Origin of the sequence: Paraburkholderia caffeinilytica, from assembly GCF_046030355.1 — a bacterium.
In the GTDB taxonomy this organism is placed as follows: domain Bacteria; phylum Pseudomonadota; class Gammaproteobacteria; order Burkholderiales; family Burkholderiaceae; genus Paraburkholderia; species Paraburkholderia caffeinilytica_B.
Genome location: NZ_JAQQCQ010000015.1, coordinates 1 through 18,105, shown reverse-complemented (window position 1 = coordinate 18,105; position 18,105 = coordinate 1). Strand labels below are relative to the sequence as shown.

The window sequence follows — 18,105 nt, the reverse complement described above, 5'->3', positions numbered from 1 at the left end:
AGCCAGGCCGCTCTTTCGGTGCCAAAAGACTAGCCTATCCTTCTCAGATTGGTATGATTCGATCATCCACTTCTGGGAGGAACGTATATGAGCATGATCAAGGAATTCAAGGAATTTGCCCTCAAAGGCAACGTAATGGATCTCGCCGTCGGGGTGATTATCGGCGGCGCATTTTCCACCATCGTCAATTCAATTGTTAAAGACCTGATCATGCCGGTTGTCGGCGTTGCCACCGGCGGCCTCGATTTCTCCAATAAATTCATTCGCCTCGGCGATATTCCCGCCAGCTTCAAAGGCAGCCCCGAATCGTATAAAGACTTGCAGACGGCAGGTGTGGCGGTGTTCGGTTATGGCTCGTTTATCACCGTGGCCATCAACTTCCTGATCCTCGCATTCATCATTTTCCTGATGGTTAAATTTATTAACAATCTGCGCAAGCCGGCTGAAGCCGCACCGGCAGAGCCGCCGCCGACGCCGGAAGACGTCGTGCTGCTGCGGGAAATCCGCGATTCGCTGAAGAACGCGCCGCCGCGTTGAGCCTCTGGCGCCAGGTCACCTGCAGGTTAGCTAACTTAAGTCACGTTAAACATTTGCGCCGCCCTTTCGCCCATTAACCGGCGCAAATAAATAAGGCCTGTTGCGAGAAAATCGCCACAGGCCTTTTTCATGCCGCACGCAAATGACGGCCGGCGCTCCAGTCGACGCGGCGAACGCATTACGCGTCCTTTCCGCGCCCTTCATCCCCTTCGTCCTGCTCCGCCCTCTGCGTCACTGCGCTTTCGATCATCGTCTCGAGCTGTCCAAAATTGACAGGTTTGGTCAGATGCGACGTAAAGCCGGCGCTCAGGCAGCGGCGCACGTCTTCATCAGTACCGAAACCGGTCAACGCAACCGCCGGCGCATCCGAATGCTCGCGGAACGCTTTGACGAAATCGAGGCCGGTGCCGTCCGGCAAGCCCACATCGCTGATCACCAGATCGAACTTTTGCGACTGAGTCGCGGCCAAGGCATCGTCCACACGGCCCACCGTGGTCACGTCGTGACCCAGGCTGCGAATCAGCTGCGCCATCACCTCGGCGGTATCCACGTGGTCTTCGATCAGCAAAATGGTCAGTACGCCGGGATGATGAACCTCATCAGGCGCAGCAACAGGCGGCGACTCCTCCGGCGCAGCGGCGGTCGGCAGCGTGATCGTGAAAGTCGCGCCGCAGTGCGCGCCTGGACTCTGGGCGATCACCGTGCCGCCGTGCACATCGGTCAGTGCCTTCGTGATCGCGAGGCCCAGGCCCAAGCCGCCGAATTGCCGCGTCATGTTCTGGTTGCCTTGCTCGAACGCGTTAAAAAGCTTGCCGATCTGCTCGGGCTCGATGCCGATGCCCGTATCCTCGACCGAGATCTGCACGTGCATGCGTTCATCGTGCGTGCGGACGTAGATATGGCCGCCGTCCGGCGTAAACTTGGCGGCGTTGCGAATCAGGTTCCACAGCATCTGTTGAAGCCGCGCGCGGTCGGCGAGCACGTAATGGTGCTGCGCATGCTTGCCGACGTGCACGTCCTGCTGCTTGACCTGGATCTCACTGCGAAAGAGTTCGAGCACGCTGTCTATCACGTCGTGTACATCCACGGTTTCGAGCGACAAGCGCAGCTTGCCGTTCGCCACGCGCGTGAGATCGAGCAGGTCGTCGATCAGGCGCGCTTCGAGTTCGACGTTACGGCGAATCATGCGCACGCTCGCACGCGCCTGATCGGGCAGACCCGGGATCATCTCCAGCACGCTGGCGCCCGCCAGAACCGGCGTAAGCGGCGTGCGCAATTCGTGCGACAGCATGGCAAGAAAGCGGTCCTTCGCCCGATTGGCTTCTTCAGCGATCTGGCGGGCCGCCTGCTCCGAGGCAAGCAGCCGTTCGCGCTCCTCGATCGCCTCGCGCTGCGGATGAATGTCCGTGCAACTGCCGAACCATTTGCTGACGTTACCCTCAGCGTCGCGCATGGCGACCGCACGGATGTCGAACCAGCGATAAGCGCCGTCGTGGCGGCGAATTCGCAGTTCGTGCCGGTAATCGCCGGCACCGCTCGCGACCGCCTTGAGCCATGTGCGGCGAATCTCTTCGCGATCGTCGGGATGCACCGCATCCAGCCACGCGAGACCATACGAGCTGCTTTCCGCCAGCCCCGTGTAGTCGAACCACTGTTTCGAAAGGAAATCGCAATCGCCCGCGGCATTGCAGGTCAGCACGAGGTGCGGCAACGCCTCTGACAAGGTGCGGTAATGCTGTTCGCGATCGCGCAGCAGCAAGGCTTCGTCCGAGGCCTTCTGCAAACGCACCTGGGACAGCACCCGTTCCACCGCCTCGGGCAGGTAATCAAGGTAGTCGCCGGATTTCGGCACCACATCGGATACGCCCGCGCGCAACGCTTCGATCACACGGGATTCGTCAGTGAACCCTGTCACGAGGATGGCGGGAATCCGCACGCCTTCCGCGCGCAGGCGGCGAAAGAAGTCGAGCCCGGTCTCCGGCCCGTTGAGCTGGTAGTCGAGCACGAGGAGGTCGGGCGCGCCCGCGGCGAGCCGCTCGCGGGCCGCTTCGACCTGCGAGCAGATTGCGACCCGGCAGCCGGCGCGTTCGAGCGACTTGCGCGCGAGCCGCAGGATGCCTTCGTCGTCATCGACGACCAGCACATACGCGGCGGGCTGCGTGGACACGTCTTCGGTCATGCGTAATCTTCTCTGGCTAGGTCTGGTGTGGCTATCTTGTCATGGGCCGCTTTCGGAGCGCCTTCATATAAACCTTCCGTCACGGCGCGGTCAACCGATTGCCCGACGGTAGCTTGACCACCTGCAGGAAGAAACCGAGACGGCGCACGGCTTCGATGAATGCGTCATATTCGACTGGCTTGGTGATATAGACATTGCAGCCAAGTTCATAACAACGGGCGATTTCGCGCGGATCGTCGGTTGTGGTCAGCACGATCACGGGCACGGCGGCTGTCTGCGGCGAATCCTTCAGACGCCGCAACACCTCGAAGCCATCCACGCGCGGCATTTTCAGATCGAGCAATACCACGAAATTCGTCAGATCTTCGCGCGGCGGGTAAGGGCTGGCCGCGGCGTCTGCCGGCGCCGGACCGAAAAAGTAATCGAGTGCCTGCTGGCCGTCGCGAAAGCGCACGAAACCGTTCGAAATACCGGCACGGCGCAGATTGCGCTCGACCAGCGTGGCGTGGCCGTCGTCATCTTCGATCAGCACGATGCTGACCGTATCCCCATGACTCATATGCCCTCCGTACCGACAATCCGTCTTTGCATAGTGCTTTTAACTGTTCCCACCGTTTCCCCTGGCGCCTGTCGCCGCTCAATTGCGCGCAGGCTGTTCTGGTAACACGACGAAAAAGGTCGACCCCGCGCCTTCCGCCGACTCGACCCACACGCGGCCGCCATGCCGTTCCACCATCCGTCGCACCACGGCGAGGCCGATGCCGTCCCCGTTCGCGATGTCGCCGTGCAGACGCTGAAACGCCCGGAACACCTTCGACATATAGGCCGCCGGAATTCCGAGTCCATTGTCACGCACATAATAGGTGCGTGTGCGCAACGTGCGCGGCTCCGTCTCGTCGACCGGTTCCGGCTCCAGCGCGCCGATCTCGATGCGCCCATTGCGCGCCGGGTCGAGATAATTGAGCGCGTTGCCGATCAGGTTGCTGAAAATCTGCTCGATCGCACCCGGGTCGCCCCACGCGGGCGGCAACTCGCGCACGGTCACCACCGTCCCGCGCTGGCTGATGACGCCTTGCAGCGCATCGACCACCTTGCCCACCGCGCGCCCGACGCTCACCCGCTGCCACTGATATTCGAGCCGCCCGGCGCGTGAAATCCGCAGTAACGCGTCGATGATCGCCGCCGCCCGCGTCACCGCGGAGCGCAGATATTGCAGCGATTCGCGCACGTCGCCGTCAAGGATATGCGCCATCCGCCGATGTTCGGCTTCCGGCAGTTTCGCCGCCTCGACGAGGCTGTCCAGTTCGTCGCACGACACCTGCAGTTCTTTCGAAAAGCCCTGCAGATTCACCAGCGGCGAGCGCAGATCGTGCGACACGCTGTAGATGAACATTTCGTTGTCTTGCGTCTCCTGGCGCAACTCCTCGTTGACGCCCGCCAGTTCGCGCGCCCGCGCTTCGAGCCGCACTTTCAGCGTGGCCTGCTCGTCTTCGGCCTCGCGCAGGCGTTGACCCGTTTGATGCAGGACCGCGTCCAGCGCGGCAATTTCGTCGTTGCCGGACAGCGGCGCGGCAAGCTGCCGCCCGCTGCCCAAACGCTCGGCATTGCCCGTCAGCACCTCCAGCCGCCGGCCGATGCTGCGCGCAAACACCATGGCGGTGGCCGCCCAGATCAGCATCGAGCCCAATACCGCGGCGATCAGCGCGTATTGCTGCCGTTCGCGGCGCCGCGCCAGAGCCGCGCCGCGAGCGGCGTCGAGCCGCGAGGCCTCGCTACTGAATTCAGCGAGCTGATCGCGAAACAGCCCGATCTGCTGGGGAAGCGCGCCCGTGTCCAGCGCGGTAAACGAATTCAGGTTATGTCCCGCGCGCAGCGCCTGCGAGACCGTGGCGGCCTGCGCGCGATAGGCGTCGATTGCCTGTTGCATCTTGCGCACCCGCACGACCTGCTGCGGCGTATCGGCCACCAGCGTTTCGAGATTCGAAAGCCGGTCGCCGATGTCGACCCATACGGTGTGGCGGTCGACAAACGACGGATCGCCGACGACCATGCCCGTGCGAATCCGCGCGGCCTGACGCAGCAGCGGGTCGACCAGAGCCGACGACTGATAAAGGATCTGCTTGCTGTTGCTGACCCACCGCGCGGCCTGCGCTGTTTGCTCCTGGGTATCGAAGACGACGCCCAGAAGCGCCAGCTCGACCATGCTCGGCACTGCAATCAGCAGCAGACCCTTGGTGAATAGTTTCATGTTCGCCCGAAGGGTCGCGAAGGGTCATTCAAGCCGCGGCGGGTATCACGGACCACGCGCCTCGCCCACCATGCGGACGGCCCGTTGCGATGCGGGACTGGCGGGCCCGCCGCGGCGCAGCCGGACGGGCCATTATCGACGTGAATGTGAGATATTTCAACGTAGCAGCTAGATGCGCTCGCCCACATAAAAATGACTTTTTTATTGCTGGGAGATGTTTTTTCGGCAGCGCGTGCGTCTATGATGGAGACAGATGTGCTGGGAAGCGAAAGCGCGCGGCGAGGCGGTTCGGCATGATTCGTGCGGGAGGCGGTGGGACGGCGTAGACGCCGAATCATCGTGAATCCGGCCTTGTCGTATGCTATAAAAGATCGACGTGCGGCGCGCGAAGCCGGGAGTTGTCGCATGAGGACGCTGCGTTTCTTGCAATTCTTTTTCAGGCGAATTTTTATGTCCTTCCCGAAAAAGCGTAGACGCGCGAAGGTGGACGGCGATGAGTCGTTCCTCGCGGTACTACGGCATTTCAAGCCGTTCGGTCAGCTCGACACCAAAATTGCGCGCGCCCGCGCGCAGGACGAGCCCGTGCTCTATGCCCATGTGCTGCCTGGCCTCGACGTTCTTCTGTGCAGCGTACGTGGCGCCCAGCCACCTTATCCCGCACCTGCCGAACTGCGGCGGCGTTGCATCGAATCCATTACGAACGCGTTGGAACAGCCCCTCGACGGGCTCGAGAACGGCGGGTACTGGTATGAAGCCGACGGGTTTGGGTTCCTGGTCTTTGCCAGCCGGGCCCGCGGCAAGATCCTGACGGAGTTTGGCGCCACCCGCATTGGCGGTGCCCGCCGCGGGGTTCGCCGCCAGGATGCGGCGGGAGATGCCGCTCCGCGCTCGTTACGGTAGTCCTTTCTTTTCCTTGTTCGCTTGGTCCATCAGTGTTCTCCCCGCACGGGAGGAACACTGATTAGCCACAAGAAAATAAAGGAAAGGCTGGCGCCGAAAAGCCAGCGCCACCAGTCCGCGGGCAAAGCGGAAAACATCAACTCCCCTTATATTCGGCCGCACTTGCCGGCGGCACGACAGCGGGTTTTCTAACGGTCGCGGCCGGCGAGGAAGCGCCGGCGGCAGGTTGGTTCACCGGCGCACCATCCAGAGAAATGGCCGTTTTCGGCTGCTGCTTCACCCCCGGCGGTGGCGCACTGGGCGCCTGACGAACCTGGGAGAGCAACTGCGCGCACGGCAGTGGTTTGTTATTGCTCGGCGCGAGCAACGGGATCAGCGCCGCAAAGGGATTGATCAGGCCGAGCCCAACCGCGGCGCCGCCTCGAAGCGCCAGCGCGGCGGCATTCACGCCGACATGCGGATCCTTGAACGTCCCCTTCACATACAACGGCGAGCGCAGCGAAAACACCCGGAACCCCTTGGTATGCGGATGCACGCCAAGGTCCATGGACTCGTCACGCAGATTCACATTACCGTCGATGTCGATGACGGCGTCGTCCGTATCGAGCGCGAAGACGCGCGAATCCAGCACACCGTTCGTCGCGACAAAATCCGCCGCCGCGCAGTTGATCTTCACGTCGCGATTGCCGAACAGTTTTTCATAGACCACGTTCGCCACGTTCAGCCCGGCGGCTTCCATCAGCAGACGGCTCACCGTGCCGTCGGTGACCAAGGCCTTCACCTCGCCGTTCGAAGTCGCCGCCAACGCCGCCGGCGAATTGCCGGTCGCGGTCAGCGCGGCGTCGCCATTGATTTCGCCGAGCGCGTTCTGCATCGTCTTGAAGTTCGGGAACAACTGCTTGAGCTTCAGATGCCGCGCCGACGTCGCGAAACGGCCCTTCAGCGGCGTCGCGCTGCCGTCCAGATGAATATCCGATGACAGCGAGCCGCCCGCCACGCCGAACTTCAGCGGCTCGAGCGACAGCACGCCGTCGGTCATCACAACGTGCGTGTACAGGTCGGTGATCGGCAGGCTGGTGTCCTTGACGATGCGGCGCCCCGTGAATTTCACGTCGGCGTCGATTGCTTTCCAGCGGTCGGTGCGGAATTCTTCGACCGGCAGGACCTTGTTGCCCGGCTGCGCCGTCGCATCGCCACGCTTGGCCTTGCTGGCGTTGGAGTCCGCGCCGATGACCGGCGCCAGGTCGGAGAATTGCAGCAGATGCGACACCAGCTCGCCCTGCAACAACGGACGCGGCTCACGTGCCGTGTAGGTCAGCGAGCCATTCAGATCGCTGCCGCCCACCCTGCCTGTAAAATTTTCATACTTGAATACGTTGCCGCCAGCCTTGAACTGGCCGACAAGACGCCCTTCGGTCGCATACGGCGGCGTGTCGGGCAGGGTCACGCCCGTCAGCGGATACAGCCGCGCCAGGCTGTTGCCTTGCAGCCAGAGGCGCAAATCGACCGCGGCAAGGTGCGCCGGATCGGTGATCGTGCCCACGAGGCCGACGCGCAGGTCACCAGCCTTCACATCGGCCTGCACCGGAAACGGGCGGTTCGCATCCTGTAGCGCCAGCACGCCGCCCACCTTGCCGCTGCCGGACACCGGCGTCTTGTTGTAGGTGCCCTTGACGGTCCAACCGATCGCGTACGACGGGATCGCCGGCCTTGCGCCGCTCGCCGTGCCGGTTCCGCTGGCGTTCGAGGCCGAGGCTACCGCCGCCCCGCTCGCGCCCTCGCTCGCCCCACCCGCAACCAGCGCACCCGACGTGCCATTCGCAGCGGTGGCTCCCGACGCGGCGATTTCCGTCGACGACGCGCCGGAAGCCGCCGCTGCGGACGCTGCCGCAGCCTCCGATGCAGCCTGCGCATTAGCCTGTGCCGTGAGCTTGCTCGCGCCCGCCTTGCCGACCGCCTCCGCCGACGCACTGCGCGACGCCGCCTCCTGCTGCTTCATTACCTCGCCGATCGGAATCGGCTGACCGAGCGTGTCGATGGCCATCTCCATCTCGACCTTCTTCTGCTGATCGGACAGCGCGATATTGCCCTTGGCAAACGCGATGTCGTGCAGATCGAGCCGCCATTCGGAAGGCCCGCTCGAAGACGGCAGTTTGAAAGTCCAGTTGTCGCGCCCATCGAGCAACCGTTCCAGGTCCACCGACGGATTCACGAGATTGATCGCAGGAATCACGATGTCATGCGCGAGCAGCGGCAACACCTTGACCTCGAAGTCGATTTCATCGAGCGTTGCGAAGTGTGGCTGCCGGGTCCAGTCGGGATTGCCTACCGTGATATTGGCCGCCGAGAAACGCGGCCAGGGCACCCAGCCACGCCAGCCGGTCTCGCCGACCGGATGCCGCCATCCCACTTTCAGATCGCCGTTGATCGCGAACGGCCGGCCGATCGCCTGCGTAACCTTGTCGTCGATATACGGGCGGGCCCGGTTCCAGTCAAAGGTCAGAATGAATATGGCCAGGGCGACGATCAGAATGACGATGATCGCCAGCAACCATGCGATGATTTTTCCTATCCGTCGTCCAATCGTGCTCGAGACTGCCATTGAGAAGCTCCGCCATCGTTCTTCGTTGTGCATCGGGGCAGCACACATCGTGCCTGGTAGTATTGTCTGACAGATGTTCTTTTATCATGCCGCACAGTTCAGGCGCAGGTGGCCGGTAACGAAACCGTCTTTGAAATGTCTCGACCGGACTCCGAATCCACATAAAAAATCCATCGCGATCCCACCCATGACAGATGTTCCCTTAGTCTGCGCCGACAGCATCGCCCGGCGCGATGCATTGCGCGGGCAAACGCTGCTGCAACCGACCACCTTCGCCCTGTGCGCCGGCGACCGCGTCGCGGTCACCGGTCCGTCGGGCTCGGGCAAGAGCGTGTTTCTGCGCGCCCTCGCCCTGCTCGATCCGCTCGATGCCGGATGCATCCTGTGGCGCGGCGCGGCGGTCGAGCGCGCCGCCATTCCGCGCTACCGGCGCAACGTCGCCTATATCCGGCAGCGGCCCGCGCTGCTCGACGGCAGCGTCGAAGACAACCTGCGTTACCCGTTCGAATTGCGGACCTACCGCGACGTACGCTTCGATCGCACACGGGCAGCGAGCCTCGCCGCTCAAGCCGGCCGCGGCGACGATTTTCTCGACAAGCGTGCGAGCGAGCTGTCCGGCGGAGAAGCGCAAATCACCGCGCTGATTCGCGTTCTGCAACTCGCGCCCGACGTGCTGTTGCTGGATGAACCCACCGCGTCCCTTGACCCGGAGTCGTCGCATGCGATCGAGGCTTTGGTGCACGCATGGTTCGCAGACGACCCCGGCCGGCATGCATCGATCTGGGTATCGCACGATCCGGCGCAAGCGGCGCGCATGAGCGCGCGGCACCTCACGATGCGCGCCGGGGTGCTCGACGAATCCGCGGTGACGCCCGTGCATCAGGAGCTCGGTCAATGACATTGCAAAACCTGAGTCTCTGGGACGTCGCGATCGCCGCGTTGCTGATCGTGGTGAACGGCGTGGTATCCGTGGCGCTCAAGCTCGATCTCGAACGCAAGCTCGCGTGGGCGGCCGTGCGCACCGTCGTGCAATTGCTGGCGATCGGCTACGTGCTCGGCTGGGTGTTTCGTTACGACCACTGGTTCGTGGTGCTGCCCTTGATGATCGTGATGACGCTGATCGCCGGCTTCGCGGGTGCGCAGCGCGGCAGCCGGACGTATGCGGGTCAACGTGCCGACAGTGTCCTGTCGATCTGGGTCAGTTCGTGGCTGGTGGCGGCGGTCGGACTCTTCGTCGTGATCCGCATTCACCCCTGGTACGAACCGCAGTATGCGATTCCGATTCTCGGCATGATTCTCGGCAATACGCTGACCGGCGTGTCGCTCGGGATCGAACGGATGACCGAGGAACTGACCGCGCGGCGTGACCGGGTGGATATGGCGCTCGCGCTCGGCGCGACCCGTTGGGAAGCGGCGCAGGTGCCGGCGCGCCAGGCGGTGCGCGCGGGCATGATGCCCACCTTGAATCAGATGGCCGTGGTCGGCGTGGTGAGTTTGCCCGGCATGATGACCGGGCAGGTGCTGGCGGGTCAGTCGCCGTTGCAGGCGGTGCGCTATCAGATCGTGATCATGTTTCTGATCGCGGCGTCGTCAGCCTTGGGGACGGTGGGCGCCGTGCTGCTCACGTATCGGCGGCTCTTCTCGGCGGAGCACCGGTTTCTGTCGGCGCGGCTGGTGGAGCGGCCCGCAGCGCGGCGTTGATGAATCGTCAAGCAGCATGCATGTGGGCGACGCGGCTGGCGTCGCCCGTTAGCGGTGTGTCATATCGGCCACGCGCCGTGAACTCGGCGCTTATCGAGCAAGCTTAGCGACCAGGTTTAGCAAACAGATTTCACCCGCCAGCCTCAACGTTTCGCGGTAACCGCCACTTCGGTGCCGTCATTGAGCGTCAGCGTTTTCGTGCTGCCGTTGGTCGGCATCGTAAAACGCAGAATCTGGCTGACGGTCACGTCGTTCGGACACTTGAGCGTCTTACCGCCGCTCGTCACCGTCTTGACGCCATGCGGCGTCTGCGCCTGGAAGCTCAATTGCACGGACGCGGTGCCGTCGCCGCCGACAACCGGCGCAAAACGGATCTGCGTCTGGCGAATCATCGCGCCGTTGGTATCGGTTGGCAGCGACGCATAATTCGGACAGCCATCCGTAGCGGGCACAGGACCGCCCGGCGGCACGGTTTTCCACGTGAAGTCGTCCGATTCGCCGGAACGGATCGTGCGTGTTTCCTGTGAATTACCGAACTGTTTCGACGTGACGCGGACCGTGTAGCGGATCGGACCGTCGAGGGCGGACTGCGACGTCACCGTGATCGGCGTGGCCGCGTGAGCCGCCGTGACGAACATGCCGGGCGCGAGCGCGCACGCGAGAGAAGCGACAACTGAAACGGCGGAGAGTTTGAAGCTGGAGCTCATACTGTCACCTCGTTGTTGTGCCGCTGCGCGCTCGCTCGAGCGCTACTGCCCATGCACCGCCTGACTGGCACCCGATCGACGCCTCGTCAATACCGGGTTGCCTGCGTGAAGCCCGGCCAGACGAGCCGCGAGACGCGCAACTGTATTCGCATGATGCCCTACCAGTCTACCGCCAAGCGGCGCTGTGCGCGCCTCATCCGGATCGGGTGTTACCCCGCTTGCGTTGCGGCGTTTTCTGCGCGTGCGATGTGACCGGCGCGCCGGAAACCCGCAGTCTAGAAGCCCGTCAGCACCAGCTTGCCAATCGCGCGCCCTGCTTCGAGCAGTCGATGCGCACGGCGCAGATTGTCGGCGTTGATCGTGCCGAGATTCTCACCGACCGTCGTGCGCAACGTGCCGGCATCGACGAGACGCGCCACCTCGGTCAGCAGCTTATGCTGCTCGATCATGTCCGGCGTGCCGAACATCGAACGCGTGAACATGAACTCCCAGTGAAACGCGGCGCTTTTCGCCTTCAACAGTTCGACCGGCAGCGGCCGGCTGTTTTCAACGATCGTGCAGATGCCGCCCTGCGGCTTGATCGCTGCAGCGGCTGCCGGGAAATTCTTGTCGGTATCGTTGAAGATCAGCACGTAGTCGACCTGGTCGATGCCAAGCTCTTTCAACTGCGCAGGCATGTCGCCGAAGTGGTCGACGATATGATCCGCACCCAGCTCCGTCGCCCATTTCGCCGATTCAGGACGCGAGGCGGTGGCGATCACGTTGAGTTTCGCGAGTTGTTTGGCCAACTGAATGCCGATCGAACCCACCCCGCCCGCGCCACCGACGATCAGTACCGTGCGCCCCTCATCCGCGCCTTGCGGCGACACGCCGAGGCGGTCGAACAAGGCTTCCCAGGCGGTGATCGCGGTCAGCGGCAAGGCGGCTGCGTGCGTGAAATCGAGCGACGCCGGCTTGCGCCCGACAATGCGCTCATCGACCAGATGGAACTCGCTATTCGCACCCGGCCGCGTGATGCTGCCTGCGTAGAACACCGGATCACCGACCTTGAACAGCGTGACGTCCGGGCCGACCGCCGCCACCGTGCCGGCGGCGTCCCAGCCAAGCACCCGTGGCGTTTTCTCGACGGTGTCTTTCGGGGCGCGCACCTTGGTGTCGACCGGATTGACCGAGATGGCTTCGACCTTCACCAGCAGGTCGCGGCCGGTGGCTTCGGGTTTGGGAATGTCGACGTCGACGAGCGACTCGGCTTGATCGATCGGCAAGTAACGATAGAGACCTACGGCTTTCATCACAACTCCTGTTCTTTCTGATGAGGTTGAGAAACCGGCGATCGTGGCAGACGGCGCCCGGCGCCATCTGGCAATCGATCGCATTGCCATCATCCTAAGGCGGTTCTTATTCTCATAAAACCATCATAATGACTGAAACATCTTTTTGAATTTCAGAAGAATGAGCCATTCTGCCGACCCCATGGACTCTGCCGCGAAGCCCTCGTCCGGCGAACGCGAGCGACTCGATCTACTCGACGTCGCCCTGTTCGTGCGGGCCGCCCTGCTTGCCAATGTGTCGGCGGCCGGCCGCGAATTCGGCCTGTCGGCGGCGGTGGCGAGTTCACGCATCGCCCAGCTGGAACGGCTTCTCGGCGCGCGATTACTGCATCGGACCACTCGCCGTATCAGTCTCACGCAGGACGGCGAAGTGTTCATGACACGCGCCCAGACGCTGCTCGACGCAGCCGATGCCGCCCGCGCGTCCGTGGGCCGCGCGCAGGCCGAGCCGCAGGGGCGCTTGCGGGTGTCGATGCCGTCCTCGTTCGGGCGGCAACACGTCTCGCCGGTGATCAGCGAATTTCTGCGCCGCTATCCCGGCGTGAGCGTCGATCTGCGGCTGACGGACCAGATGGTCGATCTGGTCGATGCAGGTATCGACGTGGCGATCCGCGTCGGTGCGCTCAAGGATTCGTCGCTGGTGGCGCGGCGCCTCGCCGTGAACCGCCGCGTGCTGTGCGCCGCGCCCGCTTACCTCGCCGCACGCGGGATGCCGCACCATCCTTCGGACCTTGCGCAGCACGAATGCATCATCCTGTCAGAGCAGCGCGACTGGGCATTCGTGACGCCCGCCGGACCGCTCACGGTGCGCGTGAGCGGACGCCTCGTCGTCGACAACGGCGAAGTGATACGCGACGCCTTGCTGGCCGGCTTCGGCATCGCGCTCAAGTCGACCTGGGACGTGGCGTCGTATCTGCGCAGCGGCGAATTGGTGAGCGTGCTCGATGCCTATCCGCTCGCGGAGCAGGTGGCGATCTGGGCGGTCTATCCGAGCCGTGCGTTCGTGCCGCCAAGGACGCTCGCGTTCGTCGAGTTCCTTGCTGCGCATTTCGGTGATCCGCCTTATTGGGATGCGGAGCCGGAGTGAGCCGGAGTGAGCCGGAGTGAGCCGGAGTGAGCTGAATGAGCTGGATAAGCTGGATAAGCTGGACGCCGGCGGGATTACCGCGTTTAATCACCCATAGCGAGATGGTGAGCGCAAAGGTGGTGGCTCACAGCTCAACCCAACTCAACTCAACTCGGCTACGGCTACGGCTACGGCTACGGCTACGGCTACGGCTACGCGTTTGCAGCGTAGACGCGCTGGATGAACACGCCGCGACGTTTCCCGCCGAATCAGCGCGCACGCAACATCAGCGTTTGCCGCGCCCACTACCGCCTGTTTTTCCGTCAGAGTTAACGTCCGTGTGCCCGTCGTTCTGCGTCTTTTGCTGATACTCGTCACCGCCGCGACGATCCGTGTCCTTCAACCCGCGCTCGATGTCACGATGCGCCTGCTTGCCGACACGGCGTGGATCGTCCTCGTGTTGCGATTCCGGGTTCTGATCGGTTTCATGTGGCAGCGGCGCCGACGCCTCCTCGCGCGAAGCCGGGGACTTCCTTGCATGCGGATCGACGTGCTTCTCGCCGTCTGACGATTGCGCTGAGGTCTTCATGGCTTACTCCTTTTTTAAATTGAATCAGGCCAACTGAGTCGACGTCACGCTGCTTCATCCAGACGTTTTTTCATGGCCGCGGTGATGCGTTGACGCGTCTTCCCGTAATCTGCCCACGGGTCGTGCTTCAGGTCTTCGAGACGTTCGTGCACGTTTTCGATGGTCCATTGATCGCCACTCGTGGTGGAGGCGACTTCGTCCCATGCGAGCGGCACCGAAACGCCCAGTCCCGGTCGCGCGCGCGCCGAAAACGCGGCCACCGTACTCGAGCCGCGGTTGTTGCGCAGGTAATCGACGAAGATTTTCTGTTTGCGATTCTGCGCGCCCATCTTCGCGCTGAAATACTTGGGCAACGTCGTCGCCATATGCTGGGCGACTGCCTGAGAAAACGCTTTCACATCGTCCCAGCCGGCATGCTTCACGAGCGGCACCACGACATGGAACCCCTTGCCGCCGCTCGTCTTGCAAAACGAGACCAGGCCAAGTTCTTCGAGCAGCGAGCGCATCAGTTGCGCGGCTTCGATCATCCGTGCCCAGGCGAGCGACGCATCGGGGTCGAGATCGAACACCATACGATCGGGTTTTTCGATGTTCGACACCACGGCATTCCACGTGTGAAATTCGATCGTGCCCATCTGCGCGGCGCCCACCAGCGCCTTGAGCGAGTCGACGGTAATCAGCGGTGGATGGCCGGGGTCGAGGCCAGGATGCTGCGTGACGTTGGGAATGGATAGCTTCTGGCTGTGCTTCTGGAAAAACAGCTCACCGCCGATATCCTCGGGCGCGCGCACCAGCGACACCGGCCGGTCCTGCAGATGCGGCAGCATCCAGTCGGCGACCGATTCGTAGTACCGCACGAGATCGATTTTGCGGGTGCCGGTGCTTTTATCGATGACACGGTCAGGATGGGAAACGCGGACACCGGCGACCTCGGCTGGTGTTGCAGTGGTTTTTGATTTTGTCGCGGTAGATTTTGTTGCCGGCGCCTTGGTTGTCGCTGCTTTCCCTGCTGGCGGCTTTGTTGCCGACTTTGTTGCCGCTTCCGCCGCAGTGGTTTTTGTCGACGCCGTTTTCGCTGAAGAAGTCTTCGCCGCGACCGTCTTCACCGTGCCTTTTTGGGCGGACTCTAGCGAGGGACTCGTGACGGTCTTTCGCGTCGTGCGCTTCGTCGGCCCAGTGTCGGAAGCGGTATCGGTTGGCTCTTGCATGTCGGTTCCTTGGCGGGGGACTTCCCTGACGATCTGCCGCGCCGGCTTATCACTGCGCAGACTGACGAACGACGCCTGCCGCACAATGCCCTCGTCCGTCCATTCTGCGAAATTGCATTCGCAGACCAGCACCGGTTCGACCCAATGCACCGGCGTGCGGCTGCGCTCGCGCGGCGCGCCGGCGAACGGCATGCGGCTGATTGCGTGCGCCTCAAGTTGCTTTTTGACCGAGCGCAGCAACGCCGCGTCGAAACCCGTGCCGACCCGGCCGGCGTAGTGCAGTTTGCCTTTGCTGTCATAGACTCCGAGCAACAGCGCGCCGAACGCCGCGCGGCTACCCGACGGCTCCGAATAGCCGCCGATCACGAACTCCTGGCGGCGCCGGCATTTCAGTTTGATCCATGCGGACGAGCGCCCCGACACGTAGCCGCTATCGCGCCGTTTGCCGATGATGCCTTCGAGCGCCATGTCGCACGCGCTCCTCAGCAAATCGTCGGCGCTGAACGCGAAGTCGTTGGAGAAACGCAGCACGCTGTCGTCACGCCCTTCCACGCCTTCCAATAGCGCGCGCAAAATCGCGCGGCGTTGTTCGAGCGGCACGCCGCGCAAGTCGTAGCCGTTCAGAAACGGCACGTCGAACAGATAAATGACGATGTCCTGCGGACGGTTCGAATCGAACGCGTTTTGCAAGGCCTGAAAACCCGGTACGCCATTTTCGTCGAGCACCACCGCTTCGCCGTCGAGCCAGGCGCTTTCGACGTCGAGTTGTTCGAACGCCTTCACCTGCTTGCCAAACTTCGCGGTCCAATCGTTGCCTGCACGCGTGAACACCGTGACCGCACCGGTCTTTGTCTTTCGATCGATACGGGTCAGCACGCGATAGCCGTCGAACTTGATTTCGTATGCCCATTCATCGCCGGCTGGCGCCGCATCGACGAGCGTCGCCAGTTGCGGCTTGAACGTGGCGGGCAGCGTGGCCTTGACCGCCCCTTCGATGGCGGGGGATGCGGCAAGCTCGCGCAGCGATTGCGCGCTGCGGGTCGATACGATGTCGGTTTTCTTCGGATCGGCGTGGCTTGATGAGGCGGCTTTTGAGCGAGTCTTGCCGACGCTATTCGCGTTCGATGCGGTCTCCTTGCCCGTAGCGACGTTTGCAGCCTTTGTAGCTTTGATGGCGGACTTTGTGCCGGTCTTAAGTGCACTCCCGCTCGCGGCCTTGCGTGCGGCGGTCCTTGTCCTTGTGGGATCTGCGCGCTTGCTCCCGGGCGCACTGCCGCCGTCCAGGACGCTGCCTGGGCGCGCCTTCAGGACGTCATAGTCGTTCTGATCGCGAGCTTCATCGTCGCGCTCCTTGATCAACAGCCATTGTTCCTTGTCGCCGCTGCCGCGCATATGACTGCGCACCAGCGTCCAGCCCCCGCGCAGTTTTTCGCCAAAGAGCCGGAATTTGAGCTTGCCCGCCTTATACGATCTGACCGCCTCCGCTGCGCCGCCGACCGGCTCCCACGTCCCGCGATCCCACACGATCACGGTTCCCGCGCCATAATTGCCAGGTGGAATCTCGCCTTCGAAAGAGCCGTATTCGACGGGATGATCTTCGACATGCACCGCGAGCCGTTTCACCGACGGGTCGAGGCTCGGCCCCTTGGGCACCGCCCACGACAGTAACGTGCCGTTCAGTTCGAGCCGGAAGTCATAATGCAAGCGCCGCGCGTCGTGCTCCTGGATCACGTACGACAACGCCTCGCCCGATGTACGCGCCGCGCTCCTGCGGCCGGCTTTCTTCCGCGCAGCCGTGCCCGCTGGCTCCGGCGTGTCGTCGAAGCGGCGCTTGCGGTTGTAGAGATCGAGTCGGTCGTTCATGAAAGTGAACTCGTCGTGGATCGAGCGGGCGCGGGTTATCGATCAAGCGAACGATCAGGCGGCCGCTCGCCGTTTACGTGCCGCCGGCGCCGCTTTGGCTCCGGCGCCGCTGCTCTTGCCGCCACTGCGGCTCGTACCCGTCGAGCGCGCCGCACGTGGCTTCTTGCGGGCTGGCGCGGCTGCTTCGGCTTCGGCATCGGCGCCCTCCTCATCATCGTCTGCGGCATGCTTGCGCGCACCCGCCGACGGCTTACCCTTGCCCCGGCCGAGGCTGCGCTTGAGCAGGTCGGACAAGTCCAGGATATCGGCGGATTGCCGCGATTCGTGCGGCGCCTCGACCTCGGTGATTTCCTCGGTCTTACCCGCGCGAATCTTTCGGTCGACCAGCGCCATGATGTCGTCGTGGAAGGTGTCGTGATACTGCGAGGGATCCCACTTGTCGCTCATGTCGTTGATCAGCTTTTTCGCCATATCGAGTTCGCGCGCGGTGACGCCGGCCGCCTTCATCCCTTCTGGCGGCAGTTTGAATTCGTCGAAATCGCGTACCTCGGCGACCCAGCGCAGGGTGTTCAACGCCAGCATCGGCCCGACCGGAATCAGTGCCGCGAGATGCTGCTTGTTGTGCAGCACGACGCTCGCCACGCCGATCTTGCCCGATGCTTTCATTGCTTCGCGCAGTAGCGCGTACACCTTCTCGCCCTTACGGTCCGGCGTCAGAAAGTATGGCGTATCGAGATAGAGAAACGAGATGTCGGGTGCGTCGATGAAGGCGAGAATATCGACCGTTTGCGTCGACTCGGGATTGGCCGCACGAATCTCGTCGTCCGAAAGGACGACGTACTTGTCCTTTTCGTACTCGAAGCCGCGCACGATGTTCTCGCGCGTCACCTCCTTGCCCGTTCGCTTGTTGATCTGCTTGTAGCCGATCGGATCGATCGTGCGCTTGTCCAGCAGATTGAAGCCGACTTTCTCCGACTGCGTCGCCGGATACAACTGCACCGGAACGTGGACGAGGCCGAAGCTGATCGCGCCCTTCCATATCATGTGTGCCATCGTGCGCTCCCCAAGGCCTGGAACTTTGGTGGAGCAGCAAGTGTGCCACGGGTGTGGCGGTGGGTCTGGCGGTGGGTCTGGCGGTGGGTCTGGCGGTGGGTCTGGCGGTGGGTCTGGCGGT

14 protein-coding genes are annotated in these 18,105 nt (G+C 63.0%); 5 read left to right on the top strand and 9 right to left on the bottom strand.

Annotated elements, in window-relative coordinates; genetic code table 11:
* Positions 1–87 precede the first annotated feature (87 nt).
* Positions 88–537: a large conductance mechanosensitive channel protein MscL gene (mscL, locus tag PQQ95_RS21950; protein WP_408440604.1), complete on the top strand. Its 450-nt coding sequence runs from the start codon at positions 88–90 to the stop codon at positions 535–537.
* A gap of 178 nt (positions 538–715) precedes the next feature.
* Here the strand turns inward: mscL and PQQ95_RS21945 are convergent, their stop codons facing one another.
* From PQQ95_RS21945 to PQQ95_RS21935, 3 genes are all read right to left on the bottom strand, one after another.
* Complete coding sequence (locus PQQ95_RS21945; RefSeq protein ID WP_408440601.1) at positions 716–2,716, bottom strand: hybrid sensor histidine kinase/response regulator; 2,001 nt, start codon at positions 2,714–2,716, stop codon at positions 716–718.
* A gap of 79 nt (positions 2,717–2,795) precedes the next feature.
* Complete coding sequence (locus tag PQQ95_RS21940; RefSeq protein ID WP_408440598.1) at positions 2,796–3,275, bottom strand: response regulator; 480 nt, start codon at positions 3,273–3,275, stop codon at positions 2,796–2,798.
* A 78-nt stretch (positions 3,276–3,353) separates the two neighbouring features.
* Complete coding sequence (locus tag PQQ95_RS21935) at positions 3,354–4,964, bottom strand: sensor histidine kinase (RefSeq protein WP_408440595.1); 1,611 nt, start codon at positions 4,962–4,964, stop codon at positions 3,354–3,356.
* 405 nt (positions 4,965–5,369) lie between these two features.
* Between PQQ95_RS21935 and PQQ95_RS21930 the strand changes: the two genes are divergently transcribed.
* Positions 5,370–5,864: a hypothetical protein gene (locus PQQ95_RS21930; RefSeq protein WP_091794435.1), complete on the top strand. Its 495-nt coding sequence runs from the start codon at positions 5,370–5,372 to the stop codon at positions 5,862–5,864.
* A 136-nt stretch (positions 5,865–6,000) separates the two neighbouring features.
* Here PQQ95_RS21930 and PQQ95_RS21925 read toward each other — a convergent pair whose 3' ends face one another.
* Complete coding sequence (locus PQQ95_RS21925) at positions 6,001–8,466, bottom strand: AsmA family protein (protein WP_408440592.1); 2,466 nt, start codon at positions 8,464–8,466, stop codon at positions 6,001–6,003.
* 187 nt (positions 8,467–8,653) lie between these two features.
* On the opposite strand from PQQ95_RS21925, the gene PQQ95_RS21920 reads away from it, so the two are divergent.
* Both PQQ95_RS21920 and PQQ95_RS21915 read left to right on the top strand, forming a co-directional pair.
* The gene (locus PQQ95_RS21920) at positions 8,654–9,364 is read left to right on the top strand and encodes an ABC transporter ATP-binding protein (RefSeq protein WP_408440590.1); all 711 of its coding nucleotides are present in this window, start codon (positions 8,654–8,656) and stop codon (positions 9,362–9,364) included.
* Complete coding sequence (locus PQQ95_RS21915) at positions 9,361–10,167, top strand: ABC transporter permease (protein ID WP_408440587.1); 807 nt, start codon at positions 9,361–9,363, stop codon at positions 10,165–10,167. Before PQQ95_RS21920 ends, PQQ95_RS21915 begins: the two co-directional genes overlap by 4 nt.
* Positions 10,168–10,310: 143 nt before the next feature.
* Here PQQ95_RS21915 and PQQ95_RS21910 read toward each other — a convergent pair whose 3' ends face one another.
* Entirely contained in the window at positions 10,311–10,874 is a 564-nt protein-coding gene (locus tag PQQ95_RS21910; RefSeq protein ID WP_408440584.1) for a DUF6013 family protein, read from the bottom strand.
* Between the two features lie 275 nt (positions 10,875–11,149).
* Entirely contained in the window at positions 11,150–12,166 is a 1,017-nt protein-coding gene (locus tag PQQ95_RS21905) for a zinc-binding alcohol dehydrogenase family protein (RefSeq protein WP_408440581.1), read from the bottom strand.
* A gap of 181 nt (positions 12,167–12,347) precedes the next feature.
* On the opposite strand from PQQ95_RS21905, the gene PQQ95_RS21900 reads away from it, so the two are divergent.
* Entirely contained in the window at positions 12,348–13,292 is a 945-nt protein-coding gene (locus tag PQQ95_RS21900) for a LysR family transcriptional regulator (protein WP_408440578.1), read from the top strand.
* Between the two features lie 265 nt (positions 13,293–13,557).
* Here PQQ95_RS21900 and PQQ95_RS21895 read toward each other — a convergent pair whose 3' ends face one another.
* The 3 genes from PQQ95_RS21895 to ku are packed head-to-tail and all read right to left on the bottom strand — an operon-like array spanning position 13,558 to position 17,984.
* Entirely contained in the window at positions 13,558–13,860 is a 303-nt protein-coding gene (locus PQQ95_RS21895) for a hypothetical protein (RefSeq protein ID WP_408440575.1), read from the bottom strand.
* Between the two features lie 44 nt (positions 13,861–13,904).
* On the bottom strand, positions 13,905–16,931 hold the full coding sequence (gene ligD, locus PQQ95_RS21890; protein ID WP_408440572.1) for a DNA ligase D: 3,027 nt from the start codon (positions 16,929–16,931) through the stop codon (positions 13,905–13,907).
* A 54-nt stretch (positions 16,932–16,985) separates the two neighbouring features.
* Complete coding sequence (gene ku / locus PQQ95_RS21885) at positions 16,986–17,984, bottom strand: non-homologous end joining protein Ku (RefSeq protein WP_408440569.1); 999 nt, start codon at positions 17,982–17,984, stop codon at positions 16,986–16,988.
* Positions 17,985–18,105 lie beyond the last annotated feature (121 nt).